Below are 19100 nucleotides of genomic sequence, written 5' to 3'. Positions count from 1 at the left end.
AATTCAAACGGCCTCTTTTTATGGTTAAGAGACCGTTAAAAATCCATTTTTAGCGGCGATAAGTCCGACCTTCCGCATCAAAGAGATGCAGCTTTTGGGACGGCGCGGAGAAGCGAAGAACCTGACCTTTTTTGACCTGGGCGATACCGGGGATTTTGACGATGATCGGCTCCTGTCCCGCCGGTGCTTCCAGATACAGCAACGTCACCTCGCCCAACGCTTCCACGATGGAAACCTTGCCCTCGAAAAGATAGTCATCGCCGGTGGCAATCGACAGATCTTCCGGGCGCACGCCAAAGGATGCCGCCTTGCCCTCTTCGCCAGAAGGCGTGGCAATATCGACCGACAACGTCTTGCCGTCGGCGAGTTCGATGGCGGTTTGCGCGCCTGTGCCTCTGACCTTCGCAGCGATGATGTTCATGGCGGGCGAACCGATGAACTGTGCAACAAACAGGTTGGTCGGATTTTCATAAAGCTCCAACGGTGGCCCAACCTGTTCGACATGCCCGCCATTCAGAACAACGATACGGTCAGCCAGCGTCATGGCTTCGACCTGATCGTGCGTGACATAAATCATCGTCGTATCTGCCATCTGTTCGCCGAGCTTGGCGATTTCGATGCGGGTGGCGACACGAAGCGCGGCATCAAGGTTCGACAAGGGTTCATCGAACAGGAAGACCTTGGGATTGCGGCAGATGGCGCGACCGATGGCAACGCGCTGGCGCTGACCACCGGAGAGTGCTTTCGGCAGGCGCTCCAGATATTGCGTCAATTGCAGAATCTCGGCAGCGGCGCGAACGCGTCGATCGATTTCCTGCTTGTTTTCTTTGGCGATCTTCATGCCGAAGGCCATGTTGTCGTAAACCGTCATATGCGGATAAAGCGCATAGGACTGGAACACCATGGCGATACCCCGCCGCGAGGGTGGGATTTCGTTCACCAACTGCCCGTCAATATACATCTCCCCGCCGGTGATCTCCTCAAGCCCGGCAATCATCCGCAAAAGCGTGGACTTGCCGCAGCCGGAGGGGCCGACGAAAACGATGAATTCGCCCTGTTTGATATCCAGATCAATGCCGTGCAGGACTTTGACCTGTCCGTAGGATTTGCGAATATCTTTAAGAATAAGGCCAGTCATGTGGTGTTCCTCCCAATGCTCTCAGGGTAACGGCTTTTTAGGCGTAACGGGCAAAGAATGCGCCCCATGCCGGTAGCTCAACTGTGTTGCCGCTCAAACGTGCCGAGAAGCCATGGCCTTCCAGAACCAGCCAATTGCCTTCTGGCAATGTGGCAATGGATGGCTCTGCGGAAAGGTTGAACAGGCAAAGCACGGTCTCGTTGCCCAGCGTGCGGGTGTAGCTCGAAACATTGCCGTCGACAGGCTGGAACTCGATGCCGCCCTTGGCAAAGGCTGGATGCTGCTTTCTAAACGTCAGGAAGCGGCGGTAATGTTCCAGAACGGATGCGTCATTGCCCTGCTGGGCGCTGACGGCGCGTTGCTTGTGTTCAGCAGGGATGGGCAGCCATGTTTTTTCAGAGGTCGAGAAACCGGCCTGCGCGTGGCCTGCATCCCACACCATCGGCGTGCGGCAACCGTCACGGCCCTTGAATTCCGGCCAGAACTGAATGCCATAAGGGTCTTGCAAATCCTCAAAGGCGATATCGGCTTCGGTCAAGCCAAGCTCTTCGCCCTCGTAGATGCAGACGGAGCCGCGCTGCGTCATCAACAGCGCTGAAAGAACCTTGGCGAAAGCGTCCTTGTCTTCCACCACATCGCCCCAGCGACTGACATGGCGCACAACGTCGTGGTTGGAGAAGGCCCAGCAGGCCCAACCTTCCGGTGCTGCGCGGGCGAAATCCGCCTGCACATCGGCAATGCGCTGCGGGGTCAGTGCATCGGGCGCCAGAAACTCGAAGGCGTAGCACATCTGCATCTTGTCATCGCCGGAGGTATATTCACCAACGATTTCAAGGCCACGCTGGCTGTCACCCACTTCGCCTACAGCTGCGATATCCGGGAATTCGTCCAGTACGGCGCGGAATCGCTTGAGGAACGCAATATTTTCCGGGCGGTTCTTGTCGTAGATGTGCTCCTGGAAGTTATAGGGGTTCACGGCGGGAGCCGTGGAGGCATTGCGGCGTTCCGGGGCCAGCGCCGGGTTATCGCGCAGTTCCTTGTCGTGGAAGTAGAAGTTGATGGTATCCAGACGGAATCCATCAACACCGCGCTTCAGCCAGAAGCGGGTGGCGCTCAACAACTCCTCCTGAACCTCTGGATTGTGAAGGTTCAGGTCCGGCTGCGAGGTGAGGAAGTTGTGCATGAAATATTGCATGCGGGTCGGATCCCACTGCCAGCCGGAACCGCCGAAGATCGACAGCCAGTTGTTGGGCGGTGTGCCATCCGGCTTTGCATCGCTCCACACATACCAGTCTGCTTTCGGGTTCTGACGGCTGGACCGGCTTTCCACAAACCATGGATGCTGGTCGGATGTGTGCGACAGAACCAGATCGATCATCACACGAACGCCGAGGCGGTGCGCTTCGGCAATCAGTCCATCGAAATCCGCCAGCGTGCCGAACATCGGGTCGACATCGACGTAGTTGGACACGTCGTAACCAAAATCCTTCATCGGTGAGGTGAAGAAGGGCGAAATCCAGATCGCATCCGCGCCGAGATTGGCAATGTGTTCCAGACGGGACGTGATGCCCTTCAGGTCGCCAATGCCATCGCCATTGGAATCCTGATAGGAGCGCGGATAGATCTGGTAGATCACGGCACCGCGCCACCAATCCTTGTTGGGGACGAGAGCGGAAGAGGTCATGGTGGCATCCTGTGTAGTATGGGCATTCATGGTGTATCAGCCTCCCTTGACGGAGCCGGTCAAAAGGCCACGCACAAGGTAACGTTGGAGAGCGAAGAAAACGCAGAGCGGCACGACGATGGTGACGAAGGCCGATGCGGTGAGGATTTCCCAATTGCCGCCGCGTGAGCCCAGCAGCGCGTTGAGCGCCCCCGTCAACACCAGCTCGTCCTTCTGTGTGCCAAGGAAGACCATGGCAACCAGCAGGTCGTTCCACGTCCAGAGAAACTGGAAGATGGAGAAGGATGCAAGCGCCGGGAAGGACAGCGGAAGGATGATCTTGACGAAGATTTCGAAATCGCTGGCACCATCGACGCGAGCGCTTTCGATGATTTCCTTCGGCAGACCGGCAATATAATTGCGCAGCAGATAAATGGCGAGCGGCAGGCCGAAGGCCGTATGGGCCAGCCAGATGCCCGCATAGGTCTTGGATGGCACGCCGAAGACATTGCCAATCCAGTTGTAAAGCTGCAACAGCGGGATGAGCGACATCTGCAACGGCACGACGATGAGGCCGACGACCAGCGCAATCATCAACGACCGTCCAGTAAATTTCATCCATGACAGCGCATAGGCCGCGAAAGCTGCGATGAGGATCGGGATCACCGTTGCGGGAATGGCGACGGTCAGCGAATTGACAAAGGATTGGCCGATGCCTTCCGAGGTCAGGACGGTGCGATAATTGTCGAGCGTGAAGATGGGTGGCGTGCCAACGGCGAGATAGACACGCTTGGCACGTGACCCTTCGAAGCTGGCATTCTTGCTGTATTGATAGGTGCCGTCTTCATTGACGAGCAGCGTTTCACCATCACCCAGATCAGCAAGTTTTCCGGCCTCGAAAGCCGATGGTTCCTGTACCCGCACGCCGAAAGCGGAAACTTTGCCGCCTTTACCACTTTCAAAGACATTGCCGGAAATGACGAAACGGTCGCCTTCCTGCTTTTGCGTGGCGGGATCGGCAAGGCGTAGCGCCTGCGTCTGGCTGGAGCTGGAAAATGCCGTCCACCAGCCGGATACGGTGATCTGGTCCTTGTCTCGCAAAGAGCTGACCAGAATGCCGAGCGTTGGCAACAGCCACAGCAGGACCACGAACAGAACGCTGACATGGACGATAAGGCGAGGCAGGCCGATGCGGCGAATGCGCGTAACTAAGCTCATTTCAGCGACCCTCCATCTCACGGTTTGCCTGACGGATATTCCAGATCATGATCGGCGTGACAGCTGCCATGATGACAAGCGCGATGACAGCACTTCGCCCGCTATCGCCGCCGCCCCGGAACATCCAGTCGAACATGAGGTTGGCGAGAACCATGGTGTTCCATTGGCCGTTGGTCATGGTCAGAACGATATCGAAGACCTTGAGAACGAGAATGGTGATGGTCGTCCAGACCACCGCGATGGTGCCCCAGATTTGTGGCACGAGGATTTTCCAGAAGATTTGCCAGCCATTGGCGCCATCGATCACGGCGGCCTCGACGGTTTCTTCGGGAATGCCGCGCAGGGCAGCGGACAGAATGACCATGGCAAAACCGGTCTGAATCCAGATGAGGATGACCATCAGGAAGAAATTGTTCCAGAACGGCATGGAAATCCACACCTCTGGCGAACCGCCGAAAAATTCCACAACGGCATTCAAAAGGCCGATCTGAACCTGACCTTCACCGCGATATTCGTAAATGAACTTCCAGATGACCGATGCGCCGACGAAGGAAATGGCCATGGGCATGAAGACGATGGATTTGGCGATATTGCCCCACCAGATACGGTCGGTCATCACCGCGATGACGAGGCCGAAAAAGGTGCAAGCCGCAGGCACGACGGCCAGCCAGAGAATGTTGTTGAAGATCGATTGACGGAAACCGGCATCATACAAAGCCCAGCGATAATTCGCCAGACCGATGAATTCATTTCCGGTCCTATCATGGAACGACAATATGAACGTGGCGACGACGGGATAGACGAGATAAACGATCAGCAGCAGCAGAGCGGGGCCGACGAACAGCCACGGTCGGATCGCCGCACGCCTGTTCAGATTGCGTGATGCCTGAATGACATCGCCATCCCTGACAGGAAGAATGAGCTGAAGCGCCTTGTCCGACAGCCAGTAATAGGCCGCACAGGCGAAGACGCCAACGATCATCACGCCGAGCGCTGAAACGATCTGGGTAATCATAGTCCCTCCCCGTATTCCGTTTTATGCCCATCGCAGATGGCAGGCATCTGCAAAAGAACGACCCGGCAATGACGACGCACGCACTGCCGGGTGGAACCATTGATTACTTGAGACCGTCCCAAGCCTTCTGGATATCGGTCGCAACCTGCTCGCCAGACTTGCCGCCGACAAAATCGACCATGCCGGTCCAGAACGCACCGGCACCGATCTTGCCCGGCATAAGGTCCGAACCGTCGAAGCCGAATGTCGTCGCGGAGGTGAGGATTTCACCCTGACGCTTCATTTGCTCGTTGGCGTAGGCATTCGTATTCACACCCTTGTAAGGCGTGAGGAAGCTGGACTGCGCCATCCACACTTCATGGGCGATGGGGGTTTTGAGGAATTCAACGAAAGCCTTGGCCGCAGTCGATTCCTTGGTGATCGTCACCAGCGTTCCCGCACCCAGAACCGGCTTTCCAAGCTCAGGCTTGGCGGCATAGGTCGGCATGTAGAAGAAATCGACATCCGTGCCGACCTTCGTGCCTTCCGGGAAGAAGGATGGAACGAAGGACGCCTGATGGTGCAGGTAGCACTTCGGCGGGATATCGAAGAGACCCTTCGGGCTATCGCGGAAGTCAGTGGAAGCAACGGCGGCAACGCCACCGCTGACATATTTATCATTCTTGGCAAACTTGCCGAACTCATCGATGGCCGCGACGACGCGCGGATCGTTGAACTTCACTTCGTTCGTTGTCCATTTCTGGTAGACATCAAGCGGCTGCGTGCGCAGCATAATGTCTTCGACCCAGTCGGTCGCAGGCCAACCGGTTGCGCCGCCTGAACCGAGGCCGATGCACCATGGTGTGCCACCATCCTTGACGATCTGGTCGCTCAGCTTGAGCAGGTCTTCCATGCTCTCTGGAACCTTATAACCGGCTTCCTCGAAGTTCTCAGGCACGTACCAGACCAGCGACTTTACGTCTGCCTTGAATGGAAAGGCGAAATACGCCTTTTTGCCATCCTTGCCGGCATAGCTGCCGAGGTCGAGCCAGGACTGGCCGGCACCGTAGTTGTCTTTCACCCAATTGGCCGTCTCATCGCCCAACGGCACAAGAAGGCCCTTTGCTGCCAAATCGGCAAGCAGGCCCGGCTGCGGAAGAATGGCAACGTTTGGTGGAGAACCGGCCTGCGTATCGATAACGATCTGCTGCTCGTAGTTTTCCGAGGACGAATAACGGACGTTCACGCCTGTTGCATCGGAGAAGTAAGCCAACACCGACTGGAACAGTGCCTCGTCTTCACCACGCCAAGGACCGAAAATCGTCAGGGTCTCGCCCTTCAGGCTCGCATTGGCGGCCTTGAAGTCCTCATAGCTTTTCCAGTTGAATTTCGCGTCTTCCCCGGGCTTGAATTTCAGGTCTGCCGCAAAGGCTGCACCTGACAAAAGCGTGGCTACGGCCACGGTCGTCCAGAAAGTCTTTTTCATGTGATCTACCTCCTATCACATTACAGGCTGACAGCCCGCAAAAATACTCAAAGCGCTTTGGCTGACCATTCATCTCACTGAGTGGGAAGCGAAGTCAAGGGGCTCGCGCAACTATAACGTTGCAGTAAATGTTTTGCATCGCAACATACACATTATGCGAGAAGAAATTCGCCGTTGCCAATTGTGACAGGTGCTAAGTTTTGATAGTGTTCAAAGCGGTTTGGGTATTATGGCAATGCGGGAGGAGGCTGTGAAAATGAACCTGAAACAATTATCGCAGATGCTCGGCATTTCGCAGACCACCATCAGCCGTGCGCTGAACGGCTATCCCGAGGTTAACGCCGAAACCCGCCGCAAGATCGTCGATGCGGCGCAAAAAACCGGCTACAGGCCCAATGCTGCTGCACAGCGCCTGGCTACAGGCAAAATGCAATCCATCGGGCTGGTCATGCCGACCGGGCCGGAGCATCAATCGGATGTGCATTTCGGGGAGTTTCTGAGCGGGCTGGGCGAAGAATCCGCCCGCAACGGCTTTCATCTGGTCATCATGCCGACCGACCCGGCCTATGAGGAAGAGGCCTTGAGGGAACTCGCCACCAGTGGCAGCGTGGATGGCATCTATCTTGCCTATATGAAAAAGAACGATAATCGCATTGCGATGATGAAAAGTCTTTCAATTCCCTTCATGGTTCACGGGCGTTCATGGGGTGTGGAAGCGGACTACCCCTATCTCGATGTGGACAATGAAGGCGCTTTTCGCGATGCGACGTCGCTTCTGCTGCAACTTGGTCATCGCAACATTGCCTTTATGAACGGGCCGGAAGGCTACGACTTCACCTTTCGCCGCCGTCGCGGCGTGGAGGCTGCTTTGGCGGAGCGTGGATTTTTACTTGAAGCGCACAATGTCAGCCACAGCACCATGACCGACGAAGCCGGCTTCATAAAAATGGAGGCGCTTCTATCGCAAAAGGACAAGCCCACGGCGGTGCTTTGCGCATCGACCGCACTGGCGCTGGGCGCGGTGCGGTCGCTCAATCAGCGCGGATTGAAACCCGGACAGGACGTGTCCCTCATCGCGCATGATGACGTGTTGCCGCTTTTGAAGCCCGTGAATTTCTCGGTGCCGCTGACCACGACGCGGTCTTCGCTGCGGGCCGCGGGCTTGCGGGTGGCGCAACGGCTGATCCAACAGATCAAAACCGGCAAGGTCGACGCGCTTCAGGAGCTCTGGAAAGCGGAGCTTGTGGTGCGTGGCTCAACCGGCCCCGCACCACGCTAAAAAAATCAGAATTTTGGAGCGGGCTTGCCCAATGCGCGATGGGCGGCAATCACCGTGTTTGCCATCAACATTGCAATTGTCATCGGGCCAACGCCGCCCGGGACGGGTGTGATGGCTGCGGCCACGGCACTTGCCTCATCGTAAGCGACATCGCCCACCAGTCGCGATTTGCCTTCGCCTTTTTCCGGGGCGGGCACGCGGTTGATGCCCACATCGATCACCGTTGCACCGGGCTTTACCCAATCGCCCTTGACCATCTGCGGACGTCCAACGGCAGCCACCAGAATATCGGCGTTCTTGCAGACCGAGGCGAGATCCTTGGTGCGGGAATGCGCCATCGTCACAGTGGCATTGGCGTTCAGCAGCAATTGCCCCATCGGCTTGCCGAACAGGTTCGAACGACCGATGACGACGGCATTCAAGCCAGACAAATCTTCGCCGTGAATACTGCGAACCAGCAGCATGGAGCCCGCAGGCGTGCAGGAAATCAGACCCGTTTCAATGTCGCCTATTGCCAGCTTTCCGGCATTCAGAATGCTCAAGCCATCCACATCCTTTTCCGGCAGGATGGACTGGATGACGGGATCGGAATTGAGGTGCTTGGGCAAGGGCAGCTGTACCAGAATGCCGTGAATGGAAGCATCGGCGTTCAACGTTGCAACCAGGGCTTCCAGATCGGCCTGCGTCGTGTCTTCGGCCAGAGTGTGCTGAACCGACTTAAAACCGCATTGTTTGGCCGTTTTGCTCTTGGAATTCACATAGGCATGGCTGGCAGGATCATTGCCGACGATGACGACCGCTAGACCCGGCTTAACGCCCGTCTGTTGTTCCAGCCCTTCCGCCGCCTCGCGAACCGCTTCCGTAACGGATGCAGCCTTTGCCTTTCCATCAATCACCACAGCCATGCAATTTCCTCCAGAGAACCCGATAGCGACGTGCTTTTAGGCCCTAATGCTTTGGAGCATGGTGGATTGCAAGGAAAATCGGCGGATCAGGCTTGGCTTCGGTATTCTTCCTCAAAAGCGGCATGATCCGACAGCCGCTCGCGCAACAAAACCAACTCTTGACGAAGGGCTTTCAGCTCCTCGGTTTCCGCCTGCGTGTGGACGGCCTGACCAGCCAAAGCCGCTTCGAGCAACGGTGGAAGCCTGAACACGGGTGGTTCGCTCTCATCACGATCAAGTCGCGCCATATTGCGCATCAGCACCTGCCGCACGCGCTGATCAAGCGGGATATCGTTGGCAGGTTCGTCGCGAGGTGTTTCCGTCTCCGGTTCGGTTTCGCTGATGACAGAAGAGACAATTTCTACATCATCCAGATCATCGAATATGGCGGGTTCGATCTCCACCAACTCTGCAAAAGCAGCCTCCTCGACAGCGTCCTCGACGAGAGGTGCCTCCGGCTCCACCGCGTCAGAAAGCTGGGCGGGCGTCTCAATTTCGTATTCCTGACGTCTGAAGCTCAGCATGAACAAAGACAGCAACAATCCAACCGCTCCCCCCGCAATTGCCATGGCATTTGCGGTGAAACCATCATAGCGCGGCAATCCGGCTTCGGCCTTGGTCACAAGGCTTGCGGTCAGACGCGGGGCCGTTGCAAACGTGCCCGCAAGCTCACTGGCCGTGAGATAATCACGACGGGCTTTTTCAAGACCGGCCTCCAGCCGCGCCAGATCAGCAGGAGCATCACCCATGGCCTGAAGCTGTTCATTCAACGCGCTGCGGACCTGCGTTTGCGTTTCCAATGCGGCGGCAACGGTGGCCTGTTCGCGTTTCAATGCTTCCAGCACACGGCGCATGGCGGGCATGACCGCTGCGCGGGCCGCATCTACCACGCCTTGTGCCGCAATCGCACGCGGGTGTTTCGGTCCATGGTCAACGCTAACTTCGGCAAGCGCCAGCTTGGCATTGGTATAGTTCTGGCGGATCGCTTCCAGCGGTGCGAAATAGGCAATCTCAGTCAGACTATTGTTGAGAATATCATCGGTCTTCATTGGAGAGCCGACAGCAATCGCCTCTGTCAATTGCCCGTTCTTGTGCTCAAGTTCCAAAGCCGCCGCATCCGCATCCCGAATTCTCAGCTGCAACCCCTGCATCCGCGATACGGCGTCATCGCCATATCGCATCTGAAATCCTGTCAGGGCCGCTTCGGCGCCATCAAGAGCAGTGCGCGCATTGTCGATGGCCCTCAGTGCGGGTTCCTGTCGTTCGCCGCCGATTGCGTTGATTGCCCGCGTGGAAAGATAGTCCGCAATCCTCTGCGCCGATTCGGGGCTCGCCGTGGTCAAATCGACATTGATCGTGTCACCGGAAGCGGAGGAAGAGATGGAAACCGCCTCTTTCAGCGCGTTTTCGGTTGCGCCGACCAGACCGTTGCTCTTTTCGCCTCCACCAGCCAACAGGTCTATCAAAACGCCGATGCGTCCCTGTTCCTGAATGCCTGTGAGGTCTTTCGCCTGTAGGTTCAAGTCTGAGACGGCGAGGCTAAGTCCAACAGGAGACAGGAGATTTTCCCGCAGATGAGCGGCAATCCGGCGGGCGTCCGAACGGGTTTCGCGCAAGCCGTCTATTTTGACGCTGGCGTGGGAAACATACCCCTTGAGGCCGGGATCAAGCAGCATTCCGGGCAGAACAACGCCGCACGTTGTGACCGATACGACAATTCCAGCCGACAGCAGGAAGCGCCGCCACGAAAGCGTACCGAGCTTTTCGCGGAGTTTGTCTACAGTCGATAGTGTCAGCCTGCTGTTCTCAAAAACCATCGCAAACCCATAGGGTTACATAGAATTCCGGCTTTGGCGGAAATATAAACAAAGCCTAAAGCGATAAGGCAAACAAATGGTTAATATTACGCGCACCCCATGCTGCAAAGCCGTGGGCGCAACGCCGGACGCTAAAGCCACCGTTCGCAAGTCCCGCGCAAGATTGTCGCCCTAAACCAGAGACAAGTTAAACACGGAGAATTGTCATGCAGCCGATTCAGCTGTTTGCGCTGGCATCCCGGCAGGCCGAATGGCTTTCTGTCCGTCAAGAAGTCGTCGCGGGCAACATTGCGAATGCCAGTACACCGAAATTCCGCGCCAAGGACGTCGTGCCTTTCGATGCGGAGCTGCAATCGGTCGGCATGCAGATGGCGCGCACCAACGCGGCGCACATGGAGCTGGCGGTGGCAGGCGGTGGCAAGGTGGCGATGGAAGACGCCGCGCTGAACAATGAAATCGGCACGCAGGAATCCGGCAATACGGTTTCCCTTTCGACGGAAATGGCCAAGACAGGCGAGATCAAGCGTCAGTTCGAACTGAACACGCAACTCGTTCGCTCTTTCCACAACATGATGTTGACAGCGGTGGGCAAGTAAAATGGACCCTTTATCGTCTTCAATGAAAATTGCAGGCAGCGGAATGGAAGCGCAGGCCACGCGCCTGCGTATCGTTTCGGAAAATATCGCGAACTCGCGCACGACAGGCGACACGCCGGGTGCCGATCCCTATCGCCGCAAAACCATTACGTTTGCGAACGAACTTGATCGCGCAACCGAAACGAACCTCGTCGGCGTGAAGAAGCTGGGCGTCGACCGCTCCGACTTCACGCAGGAGTATGATCCGGACAGTCCTGCTGCTGACGAAAAAGGCATGGTCAAGCTTCCGAACGTCAACATGCTGATCGAGATGGCCGACCTTCGCGAAGCAAACCGCAGTTACGACGCCAATTTGCAGGTTATCAAGCAGACACGTGACCTGATTTCCTCAACCATCGACTTATTGAAGGGTCAGTGATGATCGATTCCATTAGCAGTTTGAAGTCGCTGACCGGCACCTCGTCCACAAACGCCCTCAAGGACGTTGCCAGCAGCTTTACATCTCTTGCCGGAAGCGCCGTTTCAACAGCTGCAACCGCCGTTACAGGCCCCACATTCGCAAGCGTGCTGGGCGGCGTGGCAAATGACGCGGTTCAATCTTTGAAGAACAGCGAAGCCATGTCTTTCGCCGGTATTCAGGGCAAGGCCAACACCCGTGAAGTGGTTGATGCGGTGATGCAGGCGGACCAGACGCTGAAAACCGCCGTGGCCCTTCGAGACAAGGTCGTCTCGGCCTATCTCGATATCGTGAAAATGCAGATCTGACGCTTGAGGAATTCAAAATGAGAGCACTAGCTATCGCAGCGACGGGCATGGATGCCCAGCAGACAAACCTTGAGGTCATCGCGAACAACATCGCGAACATCAACACGACTGCGTTCAAACGCGGCCGCGCCGAATTTACCGACCTGCTGTACCAGACAGAGCGCGCGCAAGGCGTGATGAACCGTGCCAACCAGACCATGGTTCCAGAAGGCGCCAACATCGGTCTCGGCGTGCAGACGTCTGCCGTGCGCAAGCTGCACATTCAAGGCGAAATCACCCAGACGGGCAACGATCTCGATATCGCGATCGTGGGCAAGGGCTGGCTTCAGGTTCAAGGCCCGGACGGCAACACGCTGTACACGCGCGCGGGTGCACTGAACAGAGATTCCACCGGACGTATGGTGACGGTTGATGGCTATCCTGTGCAGCCGAACATCACCATTCCGACCGACGCAACGGAAACGACGATCAGCACTGATGGTATCGTATCGGTGCGTATCGGTACAGCCACCACCATGACTGAACTCGGCCAGCTCAATATGAGTAATTTTGCGAACGAAGCGGGTCTCAAGCCTCTTGGCGACAACCTGTTTTCGCAGACCGAAGCATCCGGCAACGCCGTTGATGCGACGCCTCAGTCGATCGGCTTCGGCTATATCAAGCAGCATTACCTCGAAAGCTCGAACGTGGATTCCGTCAAGGAGATCACCGACCTGATTTCGGCGCAACGCGCTTATGAAATGAACTCGAAGGTCATCACCACCGCAGACGAGATGGCGACCATCGTAAGTCAGAACCTGAAGTAACCGAAGGTAGGGTAACATGAAGTTTCGCCCGAAAATCGTGCCTGGCACCATTTGCAGAACGGCGCTTATGATCTTGCTGGTGCTTGCACCACAGGCTGCCATTTCGCAGCAGAGACACGCCGTTGTTCCAACAGGCACTATTTTTCCGGGCGAGATGATCACCCGCGAGCGCGTGACCGAAGTGCCTGTTACAAATCCGAATTTGGCACCCGGCTACGCCGACAGCATGAAAATTGTGGTGGGCAAGGTTTCAAAGCGCACATTGGTGGCTGGCCGGACGATCCCGGTCGGCGACTTGCGTGACCCTTTCACGATCCAGCGCGGCGCCACCATTCGGATCACCTACAGCGTGGGCGGCATGAACCTTTCTGCGGCGGGCACGGCCAACGAAGATGCCATGGCCGGCGAAGTCGTGCGTGTCCGCAACCGTGACACCGGCGTTACCGTCAGCGGAACAGCCATGGAAGACGGAACCGTGGAGGTTTTCGAAAAATGAATTTTCGTCAGGGTTTGATCACTGCCACGTTGATTGTTGCCACGCTTTTCGTGACGACACCGATGGCCTATTCCCAGGCCAATGCCCGCGTAAAGGACATCGCATCCTTGCAAGCCGGGCGCGAAAACCAGCTTATCGGTTACGGTCTTGTCGTCGGCCTTCAGGGGTCTGGCGACAGTATGCGTTCGTCGCCCTTCACCGAACAGTCCATGCGGGCCATGTTGCAGAACCTTGGCATTTCCATGCAGGGCAACCAGACAGGCTCTAAAAACGTGGCCGCTGTGATGGTAACGGCAAATCTGCCGCCATTCGCAAGCCCGGGAAGCCGTTTGGACGTCAATGTCAGCTCTCTCGGTGATGCATCGTCACTGCGTGGCGGCACGCTTATCATGACCTCGATGTCCGGTGCGGACGGCCAGATCTATGCGGTTGCGCAGGGTTCGGTCATCGTGTCCGGTTTCAATGCCGAGGGACAGGCCGCACAGTTGACGCAGGGCGTGACCACGTCTGGCCGCGTGCCGAGCGGCGCGATCATCGAGCGCGAACTGCCATCTCAATTCAAGGATTCCGTCAATCTGGTGCTGCAACTGCGCAATCCAGATTTCTCGACGTCAACGCGGGTCGCCGACGCGATCAATGCTTATGCCCGCTCGTCGTTTGGGGAGCCGATTGCGGAAGCCCGCGACTCGCAGGTCATTTTCATTCAAAAGCCGCGCACGGCAGACCTCACCCGCCTGATGGCGAATATCGAAAACCTTGCGGTGGAAACCGATACGCCTGCCAAGGTCGTCATCAATGAGCGGACTGGCACAATCGTCATCGGCGCCGATGTTCGGATTTCCAAGGTCGCCGTCAGCTACGGAACGCTGACCGTGCAGGTCACGGAAACGCCGCAGGTCATTCAGCCCGCACCGTTCTCTCGCGGCGAGACTGCTGTTCAGCCTCAAACGGATATTACAGCTGAAAAGACTGGCGGACCCGTGGCGATTTTGGAAGGGCCAAATCTGCGCTCCCTCGTTGCTGGCCTGAACAATATCGGCGTCAAGCCGGACGGCATCATCTCCATTCTTCAGGGAATTAAATCAGCCGGTGCGCTGCAAGCAGAACTGGTATTGCAATGATGGCAAAAGCGTTTGAACTTTTTACTCCGCGCGGCGCGCTGCTTGCCGTTTTCGTGATGGTGGCAGCGTTGCCTTCCGCAAAGGCGCAGGAGCAGTTGCGGATCACCTCCGGTGAAACGAGCGAGCAGGAAATCCAGAAATATTGCACGAACATCATCGATCAGGCACGTGATCAGCGTTACGTTCTGCAAAAGCAGGATCTTGAAAAGCTTCAGAAAGATGTTGACGACCGTATCGCCATCATGGAAGCCCGTAAGGCCGAATATGAAGACTGGTTGAAGCGTCGCAATGACTTCATGCAGCAAGCTGAGGCAAACCTCGTCAACGTTTACAAGACGATGAAAGCAGATGCCGCAGCACCGCAGCTCGAAGAGGTCAATCCGGGTCTGGCTGCTGCCATTATCATGAAGCTGCCTCCTCGCCAGTCTGGTCTGATCCTGAGTGAAATGAATGCCAAAAAGGCGGCCATCGTTGCCGCCATCATGTCCAGCGCGACAGACAAAACCACATCAAGAGATCCGTCATGAACAAAGCGCTAATCTTTGCCCTCGCCGCCTCAAGCATTCTGACAGGCTGCACAAGCGTGACGGAAAACCAGACGCTGAAGGAAATTGGCAATGCTCCTGCCATGAGCCCGATCGGCAGTGGGCTTCAGTTTAGCCAGGCGCCACAACTGGCCTCCTACCCAAAGCAGCCTTTGCACTCGGCCAGCGGATATTCGTTGTGGAGCGATAGCAAAGCCGCTCTGTTCAAGGATGCGCGCGCGCTGAACATCGGCGACATTCTGACCGTTAATATCCAGATCAACGACAAGGCAACGTTCGACAACGAGACGGACCGCACGCGCAAGAACAATCGCGCCACCGGCTGGAAAGCGGACGCCGAAATTCTGGGCTGGAAGCCACAGGCAGATTCCTCGTTGAGCTTTGACAATACCAGCGAAGCAAACGGCAAAGGCTCTATCAGCCGCGCCGAAAAGCTGACCCTGCTGGTGGCTGCTGTCGTTACCGGCATTCTGGAGAACGGCAACCTGTTGATCAGCGGTTCGCAGGAAGTGCGCGTCAACCACGAAGTGCGTATCCTCAATGTTGCAGGTATCGTGCGGCCGCAGGACGTCAATTCGGCAAACACGATTTCCTACGAGAAGATTGCGGAAGCGCGCATTTCTTATGGCGGTCGTGGTCGCATTATGGAAATTCAGCAGCCGCCGGTGGGCCAGCAGGTCGTTGATCTGTTCTCCCCGATCTAACCTTCACCATCGACCAGCATCCGGCCCATTGTATTACCGCAAGGGTTTTATCCGACATAAACGTTAGAAACGATCATGAGCAATCCTACGGCAGCCGAACCTTCCGCACAAAAGAAGCCGTCAGTGGTGGTGACCGCAGGCGTCATAGCAGCGCTTTCACTTCTGGGTATCGGAGGTGGGTGGTTCGTCGGTAAAACGTTGCTTTTGCCCGCCGTGCCAGCCACAGCCGCGAGCGCACCAGCCCCCGCACCCGAAGTGGCAGCAGAGGGTGGACACGGGGCGGCGGCACCGGCGCCAGCCGCAGGCGAGCATGGCGCGCCGGGCGCTGCGGCACCGAGCCTTATTGCGCTTGATCCGATCGTGACCAATCTGGGTTACCCGACAGACAACTGGATCAGACTTGAACTTGCCCTCCAGTTTTCCGGTCCGGGCGACACTGCACTCTCTCAGGAAATCCATCAGGAGTTGCTGGCTTACCTCAGAACCGTCTCTTTGCAGCAGATCCAGGGCCCGCGTGGCTTTCAATATCTTAGGGATGACCTGAGAGAAATCGTTGACCTCAGATCAAAAGGGCGCGTATCCAAGGTTCTCTTCAGAACCTTTGTGATCGAATGATTCGAAAAATTGTACTTCTACTGATTTTCGTCCTGATACCGGGACTGGCGTTTGCCCAGCAGTCACCTGCGGATTTGCTCAATCTGCCGGTCGACGGCTCTGCGGCTGCCTGGATCATTCGTACATTCGGATTGCTGACGATCCTGTCGATCGCGCCTGGCATCCTCATCATGGTGACGAGCTTTCCGCGCTTCATCATCGCGTTTTCCATTCTGCGCTCTGGCATGGGCCTTGGAACAACACCCTCCACGATGATCCTCACCAGCATGGCGCTGTTCATGACCTTCTATGTCATGGCACCGACATTCGAGCGCTCCTGGCAGGACGGTATCCAGCCGATGTTGCAGGATCGGATCACCGAAGCCCAAGCGGTGGAACGCGCTGCCGAACCGTTCCGCACCTTCATGTCTGCCAACACCCGCCCCAAGGATTTGGCGCTGTTTGTCGATTTGGCGAATGAACGCGGACAGGAAACGATGAATGGAACGCAACCGCAGTATCGTGTGCTGGTTCCCGCTTTCATGCTGTCTGAAATCCGCCGCGGCTTTGAGATCGGCTTTCTGATCATCCTGCCGTTTCTGGTCATCGACATGGTCGTTGCAACGATCACCATGGCAATGGGCATGATGATGCTGCCGCCAACCTCGATTTCACTGCCGTTCAAGATATTGTTTTTCGTCTTGATCGATGGCTGGAATTTGCTCGTGGGATCGCTGGTTCGATCCTTCTATTGATCCCCTCGCCCTGCTCGAAACTGCCCGCAGCCTGACACGGTTTCGCTGAACCGTTTCATGCCGAATACACCCCTGCGCGATAGCGCGAGGCTTGAGGTTTGGCGCACCGATGCGGACCGCTGCATCTTTTGAGGTTGAGGCGGCCTCTCCCACTTCCCGGTCTGCTCTACTGGGGTTTCAGGCAGAGGCGCCCATAATAAAAACCGCCCGAATTGGCGCGATGCATTCAGGCGGTTTTGGCAATTTCAGATAATTTCAATGACCGGAGCTGGCGCCGGCCGCCGGCTTTGGCGGTGGCGGGTCGGTATTGACCACGATCTTCTGCGGCTTGCGATTGGGGTCTCTCGCCTCGATCTCTTCTTTCGAGATGAAGTCCATCTGCTCGATCAGCACATTTTTCACGACCGGTTTTCCAAAGCTGGCATTCAAACCGTCTTTTACCCGCGCCTTAAATCCCGGAACGTCGAAATTACCGGCGTTCTTGACGTCCACCACTTTGTCACCGACCAGCAGCGAATACAGTTCATCCGTCAAAAATGTTGGAACCGGGACTTTGATTTCCTTCAATATATCTTCGTCAACGACCAGTGTTGCGCGAACGAGGAAATAACCTGAGACCTTGCCATCTGCCACAACGGGCAGTGTAACAGTTTCGCTTTGAACAAAATGCGGAGGACGGACAACCTCCGCAGCTTGATCACCGGCACCCTTGTTTCCGAACGTTACGGCGGCATAAACACCGCCGAGCGTAAGAACCAGAATCCAGATGCCTGTCGCGAGCAGCTTGATCATTGTGCCTCACGCGCAAACTGTTGCAGCGAATAGGTGCCATCGTCTTCGGCACGCTTGGCATCGTTCTTCAGCAGGTCAACAACTGCTTTCACAGCGTTGAGGTTCGCTTCGACGCGGCGGGTATTGATGGCAAGCTTTTCCTTGATATCAAGGATTTGACGTTTGTGTGTGGTCGCAATCTGCACACCATCGACATCGCGGAGCAACATGCTCAGCTCATAAAGGCAACGGCTCTTATGTGCATTCGACAGTTTGAAATCGAAATCCGGGTCTTTTCCGATCCGCTGGTTTTCATTGTCGATCACTGTTTCAAGACGACCCAAAACGGCCTGAGCTCTGTAGTCGTTATTTACAAGTTCCATAATCTTCCAGTGCTCCGCCGCTTTAAGTTTCGGTTTTATTCGTGTCTGTTACGGAAAAGATGCGCCGTTGAAAGTCGGTCACCATGCTCACCGCAAGACTTTTCTCGTGGTCATTCCCTGTCGAAACGGGCTCCGCATTGCGCGCACGCTGGAGCGCCTGCGAATAGGCCTGCTCAGCAATGCCGATGCCACCTCTTTTGGAAACGGCATCTGCCATCTGTTCAGCCATCATGCTTTTCCAGAAATCCCCGGCAGAACCCTTGCCGTAAACCTCTTCGCTCTCCTTGGGCATCATGTTCTGAAGCATCGTCGAGAGAATGCTGGCTTCGAATTTCCGATAGGTGTCAGGAATTTTTTCACTCGAGACCGGGGGATGGATGTTGCCGATGCCGGCCTTGCCCGCAGCGGTATCGATGCTGTTGATCGCGGATGCAAATCCTGCATTGCTGGCGGTCAACACCGACGCCTCGTTTGCAGCGCTGACCGAACGCAGCTTTTCTCTGGCCGCCAACACTTGTGTCGGGTCAGCCGCATTCACAACATCAAGCACGAGATCGCTTGGAGGAGAAATGGCCACGTCGTCATCCTTTCCATTTTAATCGGATGACGATACCGCTTTAACCTTGCTGGAGGCTGGAGTCTTTCAGGCTCATCTGAAGATCAATCAGCTCATAAACGCTGTTGTCCTCGCGCACGCGCAACTCATCGGCACGCGCTGAGTCACGCTTTTCTTCGAGACGCTCGCCCTTTTTTGTTTCCTTCAAAATCTGCGTCTCTTGTGCCTGCTGTATGGCCTCAAGCCTCACGTCACGGCTCGTCAGCCTACCGTGGCGGCTGGCATAATGCTTGAGCATTTGCTGGTGAAGAGGATCGAGCGACGTCAGATAACCAGTGAGCGTATCGATCTTTTCCGCAAGCTCGTTTCTCTCACGGGTGGTGATGGCAAGCTCGTTTTCGGCCATTTTCTTGAGGTGACCTTGCACCTTGGCCAGTCTGTCAAGCTTTTTGGATTTGAGCTGATCCAT

22 protein-coding genes are annotated in these 19100 nt (G+C 56.3%); 11 read left to right on the top strand and 11 right to left on the bottom strand.

Annotated features, from left to right (window positions below; genetic code table 11):
- Window positions 1-49 precede the first annotated feature (49 nt).
- The 5 genes from RMR16_RS01230 to RMR16_RS01210 all read right to left on the bottom strand — a co-directional run bounded on the left by RMR16_RS01230 (window position 50) and on the right by RMR16_RS01210 (window position 6499).
- Window positions 50-1138, bottom strand: coding sequence for an ABC transporter ATP-binding protein (locus RMR16_RS01230; protein ID WP_320200896.1), 1089 nt, complete (start codon window positions 1136-1138; stop codon window positions 50-52).
- A 37-nt stretch (window positions 1139-1175) separates the two neighbouring features.
- Window positions 1176-2852 carry an alpha-glucosidase family protein gene (locus RMR16_RS01225; protein WP_320200897.1) on the bottom strand — a complete coding sequence of 559 codons (1677 nt, stop codon included), beginning with the start codon at window positions 2850-2852 and terminating at the stop codon, window positions 1176-1178.
- A gap of 6 nt (window positions 2853-2858) precedes the next feature.
- Window positions 2859-4019: a carbohydrate ABC transporter permease gene (locus RMR16_RS01220; RefSeq protein WP_320200898.1), complete on the bottom strand. Its 1161-nt coding sequence runs from the start codon at window positions 4017-4019 to the stop codon at window positions 2859-2861.
- Window position 4020: 1 nt separating this feature from the next.
- Window positions 4021-5034, bottom strand: a complete 1014-nt coding sequence (locus RMR16_RS01215) for a carbohydrate ABC transporter permease (protein ID WP_320200899.1) — start codon at window positions 5032-5034, stop codon at window positions 4021-4023.
- A 103-nt stretch (window positions 5035-5137) separates the two neighbouring features.
- On the bottom strand, window positions 5138-6499 hold the full coding sequence (locus RMR16_RS01210) for an ABC transporter substrate-binding protein (protein ID WP_320200900.1): 1362 nt from the start codon (window positions 6497-6499) through the stop codon (window positions 5138-5140).
- Window positions 6500-6755: 256 nt separating this feature from the next.
- Between RMR16_RS01210 and RMR16_RS01205 the strand changes: the two genes are divergently transcribed.
- Window positions 6756-7778 carry a LacI family DNA-binding transcriptional regulator gene (locus tag RMR16_RS01205; protein ID WP_432354020.1) on the top strand — a complete coding sequence of 341 codons (1023 nt, stop codon included), beginning with the start codon at window positions 6756-6758 and terminating at the stop codon, window positions 7776-7778.
- 5 nt (window positions 7779-7783) lie between these two features.
- Here the strand turns inward: RMR16_RS01205 and folD are convergent, their stop codons facing one another.
- Window positions 7784-8683 carry a bifunctional methylenetetrahydrofolate dehydrogenase/methenyltetrahydrofolate cyclohydrolase FolD gene (gene folD / locus RMR16_RS01200; protein ID WP_320200901.1) on the bottom strand — a complete coding sequence of 300 codons (900 nt, stop codon included), beginning with the start codon at window positions 8681-8683 and terminating at the stop codon, window positions 7784-7786.
- Window positions 8684-8769: 86 nt separating this feature from the next.
- Window positions 8770-10539, bottom strand: a complete 1770-nt coding sequence (locus tag RMR16_RS01195) for a hypothetical protein (RefSeq protein WP_320200902.1) — start codon at window positions 10537-10539, stop codon at window positions 8770-8772.
- 206 nt (window positions 10540-10745) lie between these two features.
- Here RMR16_RS01195 and flgB point away from each other — a divergent pair, with 206 nt between their 5' ends.
- From flgB to fliP, 10 genes are all read left to right on the top strand, one after another.
- Window positions 10746-11135: a flagellar basal body rod protein FlgB gene (flgB, locus tag RMR16_RS01190; protein ID WP_320200903.1), complete on the top strand. Its 390-nt coding sequence runs from the start codon at window positions 10746-10748 to the stop codon at window positions 11133-11135.
- Between the two features lies 1 nt (window position 11136).
- Window positions 11137-11553, top strand: a complete 417-nt coding sequence (gene flgC, locus RMR16_RS01185; RefSeq protein WP_320200904.1) for a flagellar basal body rod protein FlgC — start codon at window positions 11137-11139, stop codon at window positions 11551-11553.
- The gene (locus tag RMR16_RS01180) at window positions 11553-11900 is read left to right on the top strand and encodes a flagellar hook-basal body complex protein FliE (protein ID WP_320200905.1); all 348 of its coding nucleotides are present in this window, start codon (window positions 11553-11555) and stop codon (window positions 11898-11900) included. The genes flgC and RMR16_RS01180 overlap by 1 nt, the downstream gene beginning before the upstream one ends.
- A gap of 17 nt (window positions 11901-11917) precedes the next feature.
- Complete coding sequence (flgG, locus tag RMR16_RS01175; protein ID WP_320200906.1) at window positions 11918-12706, top strand: flagellar basal-body rod protein FlgG; 789 nt, start codon at window positions 11918-11920, stop codon at window positions 12704-12706.
- Window positions 12707-12722: 16 nt separating this feature from the next.
- On the top strand, window positions 12723-13202 hold the full coding sequence (gene flgA, locus RMR16_RS01170; protein WP_320200907.1) for a flagellar basal body P-ring formation chaperone FlgA: 480 nt from the start codon (window positions 12723-12725) through the stop codon (window positions 13200-13202).
- 62 nt (window positions 13203-13264) lie between these two features.
- Window positions 13265-14323 carry a flagellar basal body P-ring protein FlgI gene (locus RMR16_RS01165; RefSeq protein WP_320200990.1) on the top strand — a complete coding sequence of 353 codons (1059 nt, stop codon included), beginning with the start codon at window positions 13265-13267 and terminating at the stop codon, window positions 14321-14323.
- Window positions 14324-14379: 56 nt separating this feature from the next.
- On the top strand, window positions 14380-14850 hold the full coding sequence (locus tag RMR16_RS01160; protein ID WP_320200991.1) for a MotE family protein: 471 nt from the start codon (window positions 14380-14382) through the stop codon (window positions 14848-14850).
- Window positions 14847-15572 (top strand): flagellar basal body L-ring protein FlgH, encoded by a 726-nt coding sequence (flgH, locus tag RMR16_RS01155; protein ID WP_320200908.1) that lies wholly within the window; start codon window positions 14847-14849, stop codon window positions 15570-15572. The genes RMR16_RS01160 and flgH overlap by 4 nt, the downstream gene beginning before the upstream one ends.
- A gap of 75 nt (window positions 15573-15647) precedes the next feature.
- On the top strand, window positions 15648-16187 hold the full coding sequence (locus RMR16_RS01150; RefSeq protein WP_320200909.1) for a flagellar basal body-associated FliL family protein: 540 nt from the start codon (window positions 15648-15650) through the stop codon (window positions 16185-16187).
- A complete protein-coding gene (gene fliP / locus RMR16_RS01145; protein ID WP_320200910.1) occupies window positions 16184-16921 on the top strand; it encodes a flagellar type III secretion system pore protein FliP in 738 nt (245 codons plus the stop codon). Before RMR16_RS01150 ends, fliP begins: the two co-directional genes overlap by 4 nt.
- Window positions 16922-17176: 255 nt before the next feature.
- Here the strand turns inward: fliP and RMR16_RS01140 are convergent, their stop codons facing one another.
- The 4 genes from RMR16_RS01140 to RMR16_RS01125 are packed head-to-tail and all read right to left on the bottom strand — an operon-like array spanning window position 17177 to window position 19100.
- Complete coding sequence (locus tag RMR16_RS01140; RefSeq protein ID WP_320200911.1) at window positions 17177-17713, bottom strand: hypothetical protein; 537 nt, start codon at window positions 17711-17713, stop codon at window positions 17177-17179.
- Entirely contained in the window at window positions 17710-18075 is a 366-nt protein-coding gene (locus tag RMR16_RS01135; RefSeq protein WP_320200912.1) for a hypothetical protein, read from the bottom strand. The genes RMR16_RS01140 and RMR16_RS01135 overlap by 4 nt, the downstream gene beginning before the upstream one ends.
- Window positions 18076-18097: 22 nt before the next feature.
- Complete coding sequence (locus RMR16_RS01130) at window positions 18098-18652, bottom strand: rod-binding protein (protein ID WP_320200913.1); 555 nt, start codon at window positions 18650-18652, stop codon at window positions 18098-18100.
- Window positions 18653-18692: 40 nt separating this feature from the next.
- A complete protein-coding gene (locus RMR16_RS01125) occupies window positions 18693-19100 on the bottom strand; it encodes a hypothetical protein (protein WP_320200914.1) in 408 nt (135 codons plus the stop codon).

The organism is Agrobacterium sp. rho-13.3, assembly GCF_033957765.2.
Lineage (GTDB): Bacteria > Pseudomonadota > Alphaproteobacteria > Rhizobiales > Rhizobiaceae > Agrobacterium.
The sequence above is the reverse complement of the archived record's forward strand: the minus strand, read 5'-3'. Positions and strand labels throughout refer to the sequence as shown.

Bases quoted from the DNA above. Each gene is read 5' to 3' on its own strand.
- RMR16_RS01150 (WP_320200909.1), top strand. From the start codon at position 15,648: ATGAGCAATCCTACGGCAGCCGAACCTTCCGCACAAAAGAAGCCGTCA.
- RMR16_RS01220 (WP_320200898.1), bottom strand. From the start codon at position 4,019: ATGAGCTTAGTTACGCGCATTCGCCGCATCGGCCTGCCTCGCCTTATC.
- flgH (WP_320200908.1), top strand. From the start codon at position 14,847: ATGAACAAAGCGCTAATCTTTGCCCTCGCCGCCTCAAGCATTCTGACA.
- RMR16_RS01135 (WP_320200912.1), bottom strand. From the start codon at position 18,075: ATGGAACTTGTAAATAACGACTACAGAGCTCAGGCCGTTTTGGGTCGT.
- RMR16_RS01140 (WP_320200911.1), bottom strand. From the start codon at position 17,713: ATGATCAAGCTGCTCGCGACAGGCATCTGGATTCTGGTTCTTACGCTC.
- flgB (WP_320200903.1), top strand. From the start codon at position 10,746: ATGCAGCCGATTCAGCTGTTTGCGCTGGCATCCCGGCAGGCCGAATGG.
- folD (WP_320200901.1), bottom strand. From the start codon at position 8,683: ATGGCTGTGGTGATTGATGGAAAGGCAAAGGCTGCATCCGTTACGGAA.
- flgC (WP_320200904.1), top strand. From the start codon at position 11,137: ATGGACCCTTTATCGTCTTCAATGAAAATTGCAGGCAGCGGAATGGAA.
- RMR16_RS01225 (WP_320200897.1), bottom strand. From the start codon at position 2,852: ATGAATGCCCATACTACACAGGATGCCACCATGACCTCTTCCGCTCTC.
- RMR16_RS01210 (WP_320200900.1), bottom strand. From the start codon at position 6,499: ATGAAAAAGACTTTCTGGACGACCGTGGCCGTAGCCACGCTTTTGTCA.
- RMR16_RS01215 (WP_320200899.1), bottom strand. From the start codon at position 5,034: ATGATTACCCAGATCGTTTCAGCGCTCGGCGTGATGATCGTTGGCGTC.
- flgG (WP_320200906.1), top strand. From the start codon at position 11,918: ATGAGAGCACTAGCTATCGCAGCGACGGGCATGGATGCCCAGCAGACA.
- fliP (WP_320200910.1), top strand. From the start codon at position 16,184: ATGATTCGAAAAATTGTACTTCTACTGATTTTCGTCCTGATACCGGGA.
- RMR16_RS01165 (WP_320200990.1), top strand. From the start codon at position 13,265: ATGGCCTATTCCCAGGCCAATGCCCGCGTAAAGGACATCGCATCCTTG.
- RMR16_RS01160 (WP_320200991.1), top strand. From the start codon at position 14,380: ATGGTGGCAGCGTTGCCTTCCGCAAAGGCGCAGGAGCAGTTGCGGATC.
- RMR16_RS01230 (WP_320200896.1), bottom strand. From the start codon at position 1,138: ATGACTGGCCTTATTCTTAAAGATATTCGCAAATCCTACGGACAGGTC.
- RMR16_RS01180 (WP_320200905.1), top strand. From the start codon at position 11,553: ATGATCGATTCCATTAGCAGTTTGAAGTCGCTGACCGGCACCTCGTCC.
- RMR16_RS01205 (WP_432354020.1), top strand. From the start codon at position 6,756: ATGAACCTGAAACAATTATCGCAGATGCTCGGCATTTCGCAGACCACC.
- RMR16_RS01195 (WP_320200902.1), bottom strand. From the start codon at position 10,539: ATGGTTTTTGAGAACAGCAGGCTGACACTATCGACTGTAGACAAACTC.
- flgA (WP_320200907.1), top strand. From the start codon at position 12,723: ATGAAGTTTCGCCCGAAAATCGTGCCTGGCACCATTTGCAGAACGGCG.
- RMR16_RS01125 (WP_320200914.1), bottom strand. From the start codon at position 19,100: ATGGATCAGCTCAAATCCAAAAAGCTTGACAGACTGGCCAAGGTGCAA.